This is a genomic window from Microcoleus sp. Pol12A5 (assembly GCF_036701435.1).
Taxonomy (GTDB): Bacteria; Cyanobacteriota; Cyanobacteriia; order Cyanobacteriales; family Microcoleaceae; genus Microcoleus.
On the sequence record NZ_JAUBQU010000187.1, the window covers coordinates 1 to 7,706 of the forward strand.

Annotated in this window: 7 protein-coding genes; 5 read left to right on the forward strand and 2 right to left on the reverse strand. The window is 46.4% G+C overall.

The window, feature by feature from the left end:
• Positions 1 to 308 precede the first annotated feature (308 nt).
• On the forward strand, positions 309 to 1,127 hold the full coding sequence (locus tag QUA45_RS26900; RefSeq protein ID WP_333222869.1) for a tetratricopeptide repeat protein: 819 nt from the start codon (positions 309 to 311) through the stop codon (positions 1,125 to 1,127).
• 202 nt (positions 1,128 to 1,329) lie between these two features.
• On the opposite strand, the gene QUA45_RS26905 is transcribed toward QUA45_RS26900, so the two are convergent.
• The gene (locus QUA45_RS26905; RefSeq protein ID WP_333222871.1) at positions 1,330 to 1,566 is read right to left on the reverse strand and encodes a hypothetical protein; all 237 of its coding nucleotides are present in this window, start codon (positions 1,564 to 1,566) and stop codon (positions 1,330 to 1,332) included.
• Positions 1,567 to 1,898: 332 nt separating this feature from the next.
• A complete protein-coding gene (locus QUA45_RS26910; protein ID WP_333222873.1) occupies positions 1,899 to 2,684 on the reverse strand; it encodes a TIGR01548 family HAD-type hydrolase in 786 nt (261 codons plus the stop codon).
• A gap of 177 nt (positions 2,685 to 2,861) precedes the next feature.
• On the opposite strand from QUA45_RS26910, the gene QUA45_RS26915 reads away from it, so the two are divergent.
• The 4 genes from QUA45_RS26915 (at position 2,862) to obgE (ending at position 7,556) form a co-directional block, all read left to right on the forward strand.
• Positions 2,862 to 3,173, forward strand: a complete 312-nt coding sequence (locus QUA45_RS26915; RefSeq protein WP_333056906.1) for a 30S ribosomal protein PSRP-3 — start codon at positions 2,862 to 2,864, stop codon at positions 3,171 to 3,173.
• A 380-nt stretch (positions 3,174 to 3,553) separates the two neighbouring features.
• On the forward strand, positions 3,554 to 4,627 hold the full coding sequence (locus QUA45_RS26920) for a class I SAM-dependent methyltransferase (RefSeq protein ID WP_333148995.1): 1,074 nt from the start codon (positions 3,554 to 3,556) through the stop codon (positions 4,625 to 4,627).
• A 417-nt stretch (positions 4,628 to 5,044) separates the two neighbouring features.
• Positions 5,045 to 5,938: a Mo-dependent nitrogenase C-terminal domain-containing protein gene (locus QUA45_RS26925; RefSeq protein WP_333222875.1), complete on the forward strand. Its 894-nt coding sequence runs from the start codon at positions 5,045 to 5,047 to the stop codon at positions 5,936 to 5,938.
• 577 nt (positions 5,939 to 6,515) lie between these two features.
• Positions 6,516 to 7,556 carry a GTPase ObgE gene (obgE, locus tag QUA45_RS26930; RefSeq protein WP_333096540.1) on the forward strand — a complete coding sequence of 347 codons (1,041 nt, stop codon included), beginning with the start codon at positions 6,516 to 6,518 and terminating at the stop codon, positions 7,554 to 7,556.
• The last annotated feature ends 150 nt before the right edge of the window (positions 7,557 to 7,706 follow it).

Consider the following 7,706-nt stretch of genomic DNA (forward strand, 5'->3'; position numbering starts at 1 on the left):
AGCGAAGATACCACCTCAATTTCAGCAATTTGAGACGCTCTTGCCGCCAGTTCAGCAGCATCCCCCGTCCCGCCCAAAATTAACAACCGTTTTTTCATAAAATTAGTTCTCACATATCGAACTAATACCTAAAATTTTGGTTAATAATGTCTTTAAGGATCGTCAATTAAATAATTTCCCTTTTTTCTTGTGGGATGGGCGTCCCGCCCGTCCCCGATAGACGGGCGGGACGCCCATCCCACAACAAACAGGAAAAGTGGATTTTATTTAATTCTCATTCCTCAGTAAAGTTTCAACTGCCAACAAAGATGATTCGCTCACTGTTCACATTTTTTACAGTATTAATTGTAACCGGGTTAGTTTGGCTGGGAAATATCGCGCCCGTTGCCGCACAAGTACAACCAACAGATATCACAGATCCCCAACAGGAATTGGGAGAACTCGTTCAAAAAGCTTTTGAAGCTACAAATGAAGGCAAATTTCCCGCGGCAGAAACTTTTTGGACTCAAATCATTGACAAATTTCCCTCACAAGCAGCCGCTTGGAGCAACCGAGGCAATTCTAGAGTCAGCCAAAACAAACTACAAGCAGCTATTTCCGACTACGAAAGAGCGATCGAACTAGCACCCGACGCCCCCGATCCATACCTCAACCGCGGCACCGCCTTAGAAGGTTTAGGACGCTGGGAAGAGGCGATCGCCGACTACAATCACGTACTAGAATTAGACTCCCAAGATCCAGCCGCCTACAACAACCGAGGCAACGCCGAAGCAGGTTTAGGAAAATGGGAACAAGCAATTGCCGACTACAGCAAAGCCTTTGAACTAGCCCCCGAATACGCCTTTGCCCGCGCCAACCACGCCCTCGCACTTTATCAAAACGGGCAAACCAAAGAAGCAATTCGCAACATGAAAAACATCGTCCGCAGATACCCCCAATTTGCCGACATGAGAGCCGCCCTCAGCGCCTGTCTTTGGGAAGCAGGAAAGCGCGGCGAAGCTGAGAGCAATTGGGTAGCAGCAGTCGGCCTCGACTCCCGCTACAAAGACATTGATTGGGTTGCCAATAACCGCCGCTGGCCGCCACTTGCAGTCAGTGCATTAGACAAATTCTTGCACTTAAAATAATCTCACAACCCAAATGAAAAATTGCGAGCATCCCCATAATTGTGGGGTATAATTCCTAAAAGGGATGCTCCCAAGAATTGCCAAATGTCATCCTAAGCTAGCAGTAAACAAACTATTGAAGAACACTTTAAACTCTTCTTCCTTGTTTCTTCTTTCCTCAATATTCATCCCTTAAATCCGTTTCCTCCCTTCAATTTTTTTCTCAAAACTCGTATTCCACATCTCCAGAAACAATCTTATCTGTCACCAACATTCTGTAGAGTTCCAGTTCTTCAACAGTAACTTTTCCGTCAGCCCAAATCGCTCTATTGATGTCTTCCATTTCTTGCTTAGATATCTTGCCGTCAGCAACAGCTCGCTCGATTTGGACTTGGAGCTTTTCTAGTTGCCGCGTTTCTTCCGGCGTAGCTTGTTTATCACTCGATCGCGAAACTAACATAGTTGCATTCTCCTAGAGTTTGACCTCTACTCTGTACTAAGCCGCAGCAGCAGATATTGTCAACTCAAAGATGCAAAAATTGACAAATAAATGTAACAAAACTACATTTACTTGTCAATAGGATAAGGTGCAAAATTATTTAACAAAATTACATTTGTTTATAAATAACACGGTATCAAATCCGTGCTTCATCGTCGGGCGCAAAGTCGAATCAAGCTGCCAACAAATAATTCGCGCAATTTTCATTTTTTTGACCCCGATTCAACAGTCAACAGTCAACCGTCAACCGTCAACAGCCTACAGTCAACCGTCAACAGTCAACAGTCAACAGCCTACTGAACTAATTCCCAAATCCGCGCAGCCGTCAACTCCTCGACATTCCTGAAAACCGCTGCAGCACCCGCATTTTCCAGCACCTTAGCATAAGCCTCACAGCGCACAGCATCATCCAAAACATGAGGCGGCAAAATTCCAGCCCCCAGCCAAACTCGATTTGGTTGCACTTCCCGCGCCTTCACAACCGTGTAAATATCCGCCACAGTATCTCCCGCGTAAATCACGGGCAAATTTTTTTCTAAACCGTGCAGGTTTTCCAACTGTTCAATTGCCGCGAAAAGTCCAGCCGGATCGGGTTTTCCCGGTGCATCTTCCATCGCCACCAACACCGGGGAATTTAAACTCAGTTTCCCTGACAAAACATAAGCAGCTTCATCCCGCATCGCCCCGCTAAAAAAGCCCCAAACAATGCCCCCAACTGTTAAATTTTCCAGGTAAGCCGGACTTAACAACAGCGGTTCGTCGCAAATGTAACCAGTCCAATTTTTCTCATCGGGCCCGCGATAGCGACTTTGGAAAAAAGCCACTAATTCGTCATAGTTGAGAGCGAGTTGGTTTCTCGATCGCCCAATCCCCTCAAAATAACGGCAAACTAACTCAAAAGACGCCTGCCAGTCATTATTCCACACTCCCTCAGACTTCAGAGAGTCGATATCGAGAGAATTCGGACGAAAAGCACCCGCCGTGAAATGTTCCACCGCATCGGCGATCGCCCGCCGGTAGGAACCGGACACATCCCGCACCACACCGTCAATGTCGAAGACTAAAATAACTCTGTTCACAACTTAACTATCCTTGTACCTAGGGCGGGTGAGAACCCAAATTTTATCTGTTCCCAGCCCCTGAGTGGCGCTAAAACCAGCCGCGCCACAAAACTTTTCATGGCCGATGACCAATTATCGAACAGAGTGTGCTACGCTTAGCGATTGTAGAAATTTTTAACAAGTTCGATCGGAACCCTGGAGGTTTGCTTGTCCAAGTTCATCTTAAAAGTTCTCTGGCTAGAAGAGAATGTTGCCCTCGCCGTTGACCAAGTTGTCGGCAAAGGAACTAGCCCGCTGACATCCTACTTTTTCTGGCCTCGCAAAGATGCCTGGGAAGACCTCAAAAACGAACTCGAAGCCAAACACTGGATTGCTGACAACGATCGCGTCGAAATCCTCAACCAAGCCACAGAAGTAATTAACTACTGGCAAGAAGAAGGCAGACGGCGCCCGATGACTGAAGCTCAGTCAAAGTTCCCTCTAGTGACTTTTACCGGCAGCAACTAAGCCCAGCTTTAATTTGCTACCCATATACATTGCCTGTTATGGCTGACAAGGGGAAGGAGAGAGGGGAGAAGGCGAGAGGATTTGACGCTTTTTCCACCTCGCCGTGCAACATACAATTTAAATGCGCTACAGCTTATCTTGATATTAACTCCGATTTTGGAACCTACTCGGGTTTTGGGCTTGGTCGATTTGAGATTTGAGATTTGAGATTTATCCAAAATAAAGCTCTCAAATCGGATTTTCTACAATCTAAAAAGACTAAGCAACCAAACCAAATAAATCTAAAATCGGCTTTTTTATACTCTTGAATTGTACAGTCAGCTCTCAACATCCTTCCCTCTGACTAATGACTAATAACTAATGACTTCTTCGCGGAATCTATGGGCGCCGAAAGTACGATCGACCAGACCGAACAGCTACCGCTGGTAGTAAATCCCGACATTCTCCAGCAAGCTATCCTCTACAAAATTAATACTCGCATAAACGCTCGCGGAGAATTAGTTTTCCCCTGCATACCGGGAATGCTAAGCCACTATCTCAATTCGATAGAAAAGCTATTTAGCACTCTCGACAGACCCCTGCCAGAAGACCGCAGAGACGAGCTCAGCAAGCTTTTAGCCACGAAGTTAGAACAAGGCTACCGCACCTCCACAGCATCAATGTTGATTCTGCAATACGAATCAGTGCAGCCGCCGCAAACCGGTTTAGCTTGCAAAGTGATTGTGACTACCTCAACAGTTGGAGAACAGTACAAAAGCTGGGTAGACACCAGAGAACCGCCGCTTTTCGGCTCTCATCCCGATGCAAAATTGATGGCAACGGCTGCTAAATTGGGTACGCCCGATCGAGTGCGGATTTTGGACGTGGGCGCTGGTACCGGCCGCAATACCTTGCCCCTGGCGAGATTGGGCTATTCTGTAGATGCGATCGAACTAACTCCAGCTTTTGCAGAACAATTGAAAGCGGCAGTAACAGCCGAAAACCTTCCCGTCACAGTTACAGAAGGCGATGTGCTTGACCCCTTAATGCGGATGAAACCGGCCCGCTACCAGTTGGCAGTTGCCGCCGAAGTCATTTCACATTTTCGAGACAGCGATCAAGTACGGCTTTTCCTCGCTAAAATGTGCGATTCCCTGTGTCCCGGAGGTCTGTTGCTGTTCAGCACGTTTTTAACTGTCGGCGACTACCAGCCGGATGCCCTCGTGCGACAAGTTGCCCAACTCTCCTGGTCTACTTTATTTACGCCCCAAGAACTCGCCACCGCAATGGAAGGGTTGCCCTTAGTCCAAATATCCGACGAATTGGTGTTTGAGTACGAACGCCACCACCTGCCGGAAGGAGCCTGGCCACCGACGCCTTGGTTTCCCAGTTGGGCCACCGGTCGAGATGTCTTCCCGATGGCAAACGCACGGCCGCCAATGGAATTGCGCTGGATTTTGTGTCGCCGAAGTTAAAAAATTTTGTCATTTCTAGGCGGACACAGCAATCAAAACTGTTAACCGGCAGTAACATTTTCCTCAAATATTTTTATTTCAACAGCTTAAATCAGGGTCGCTGTTAATATTGTGCATCCTGCACAGAAAAATTTACAAAAATATATATTAAAATGTAAAGAGAGCGAAGTTCGATCGCCCCTGGGTGACAAACCCAGTGCCTGATTTGATCCTACGCTTGCCAACCTTTTATTTCTTGCGAAAAATCGGGTTGCTAATGGCAATCGGGCTTGCTTAGAATTCGATCGCCATCTCGATGGGTGCAACTAGAGTTAAGATGAATTCAACAAACCTATTCCTCCCGATAGATGACTTTTTAGGGAATAGGATTAGCCAATAGATTAGCTCGCTACTCAGCGATGCTGCTGAAAAACAAATATGCTTTTAACACATCCACTACAAGCGTTTGGAGCAATCTTCGGGCACCAACCTTCCACAAATAGATCATCAATCGGCCAAAAAACCAATAAAAATTATTGGGAGGGGAATATTGAACTGGCTGTAAACGAACAAATTGACTGGTACATCCAAGTGGAAATGCTAATGAGTAACGCTAAATCTTCCTGCACCAATGAAGAGATTACTGCTTGGCTGCGGGGATTGCTGACAATTGCTTGGGCAGATGGCAACTTTGACGAAGACGAGCAAAAAATGATTGCAAATCTAACTCAAGATGAACTACACCCGGTATCTTTTGAGGCGGGCTTTGAACCTATTACTCCAGAGGAATTAGCCGCTGTGTTAGGAGAAGACACCGCCAAAGGCGAGGATTTTTTAAGGACAGCAGTCATGGTAGCTTTGGCAGACGGTACCTACTCGCTCAGCGAAGACGAGGTAATCTCTAAGTTTTGCACAGCTTTGGGGCACAATGTAGAGGCGATCGAAGCTCTGCGACACACCATCGAAGACAGCAAGTGCGATCCGCAGGGGCCCAGCAGCCAAATAGTCTTTGATGCCAATGTCGTCCCCGTCGTCGGAACACCCCTTTCATCTCGGCTACCTAAACCTCACCACAAAAATGTCCTGCAACCGGTAAAAGACTGGCTCGACGGCTGGGAAATTCACGACCCAAAATTGGCACACTTTGTCTGTAAAATTATTCCACCCCAGTGTCCGTTTGAGCGAGATGTCGTGTTATTTGGTCACAAAATCGTCCACATTCCGGCGATGTGCCAGATTAACCCGCTTTACGAACAGTTAGTCGGGATGCGCTTTCGAGCTCTCTGCTATTTGGCAGATGAATGTAAGGAAGATGTATCGTCCTATTGTTAAAAGGAATGGGTAATTGCTAATTGGTAATTCATTCCGGGGCGCAGAACCTCTATCTGTAGGATGCGCCCATAAGCACCTTACCGCTATAATTAGCACGTTAAATGCGTATTTGGCGAAGTTCTGTAATTAGCAATTGCTAATTTTCCGTAGTAAATTATTTGCGATGATTTAGAAACCGCTTTTTGGCAGAAAAAAAGATTTTTACAGCTCTTCGCACCTGATAAAAACCCAGTTTATTCTGTTGGCGTGCGTGATTTCTGCAAATATAAAGTCTGCTTTTATAATACTAATTTAATAAAAATTTTGGTAGAATTCTGAAATTATTATATAGCTTATTAAAAGCTTTAAAAGCCGGACACGGCAGTGCCGTTTCCCTACAGATGCTCGCGTACAATCTCTCGCTCTGCACTACTTTTGAGAATTGGTATAATTATATTTTTCCGGCAACTGTAAATCGCGACTAAAGTTGGCTGTCATCCGCCGACGCGGACTAAAGGAAAAGGGGAATATGGTACTTGCATCTGGTATAATAATAACTAATGACTATTGACACTGACTATTGACTACTGACTAAATTATGCAATTTATCGATCGAGCAGATATTCAAGTCGCAGCCGGCAAAGGCGGCGACGGTATGGTAGCTTTTCGCAGAGAAAAGTATGTACCAGCGGGTGGCCCCTCTGGTGGGACGGGTGGCAAAGGCGGTTCCGTGTATATGGTGGCGGTGGAAAGCCTGCAAACGCTGCTAGATTTTCAGTACAACCGGATTTTTAAAGCCGATGACGGGAAGCGAGGCGCGCCGAAAAATATGACCGGTGCCGGTGGGGACGATCGCACGATCGAAGTTCCCTGCGGTACAGTAGTTTACGACGCGGAAACTCAGGCCATATTGGCAGATTTGGTGACGCCCGGACAGACTTTTTGCGTAGCCAAAGGCGGCAAAGGCGGTTTGGGCAACAAGTGTTTTCTGACCAATTCCAACCGGGCTCCCGATTATGCGATGCCGGGAAAAGAAGGAGAACACAAATTTTTGCGTTTGGAATTGAAGCTATTAGCTGAAGTTGGAATTCTGGGGATGCCGAATGCTGGCAAATCCACCTTAATTTCAGCTTTATCTGCGGCTCGCCCCAAGATAGCAGATTATCCGTTTACAACTTTAGTCCCGAATTTGGGCGTAGTCAGAAAACCGACCGGCGACGGTACTGTTTTTGCTGATATTCCGGGATTGATTGAGGGAGCTCACGAAGGTGCTGGCTTGGGTTACGAGTTTTTGCGGCACATCGAACGAACTCGGTTGCTGCTGCATCTGATCGATATTACTGATGAAGATCCGATCGCCAATTACGTCACAATTCAGGAAGAATTGAAGGCTTACAGGCGTGGTTTAGCCGATAAACCGCAGATTTTGGCTTTTAATAAAGTAGATGCGATCGACCTCGAAAGCGAAGAAATCGGTAATTTAATTAGCCGACTTAAAGAAATGAGCGGCGCTCCTGTTTTGTTGATTTCTGCCGTTAGTAGACTTGGATTGGATGAATTGATGCAGCAAGTTTGGCAAAAACTCGACGAGATGAACGAAAAACAGGCAGCGGAACTAGAAGCCGTCGTGAGTGTGTAATCGCTTTCTGGTTCCTGAAATTTCCGCGAATGGGTAAGTGTTTTTTTGAGGGGGTCAAATCTTTCGGCTGTAGGGCTGGTGCGGCAAGGGTTTGAGCCTCTGTGTCTTGAAAAACGATCGTTGAAAAGTATCTAACGACTGCTTTAAATC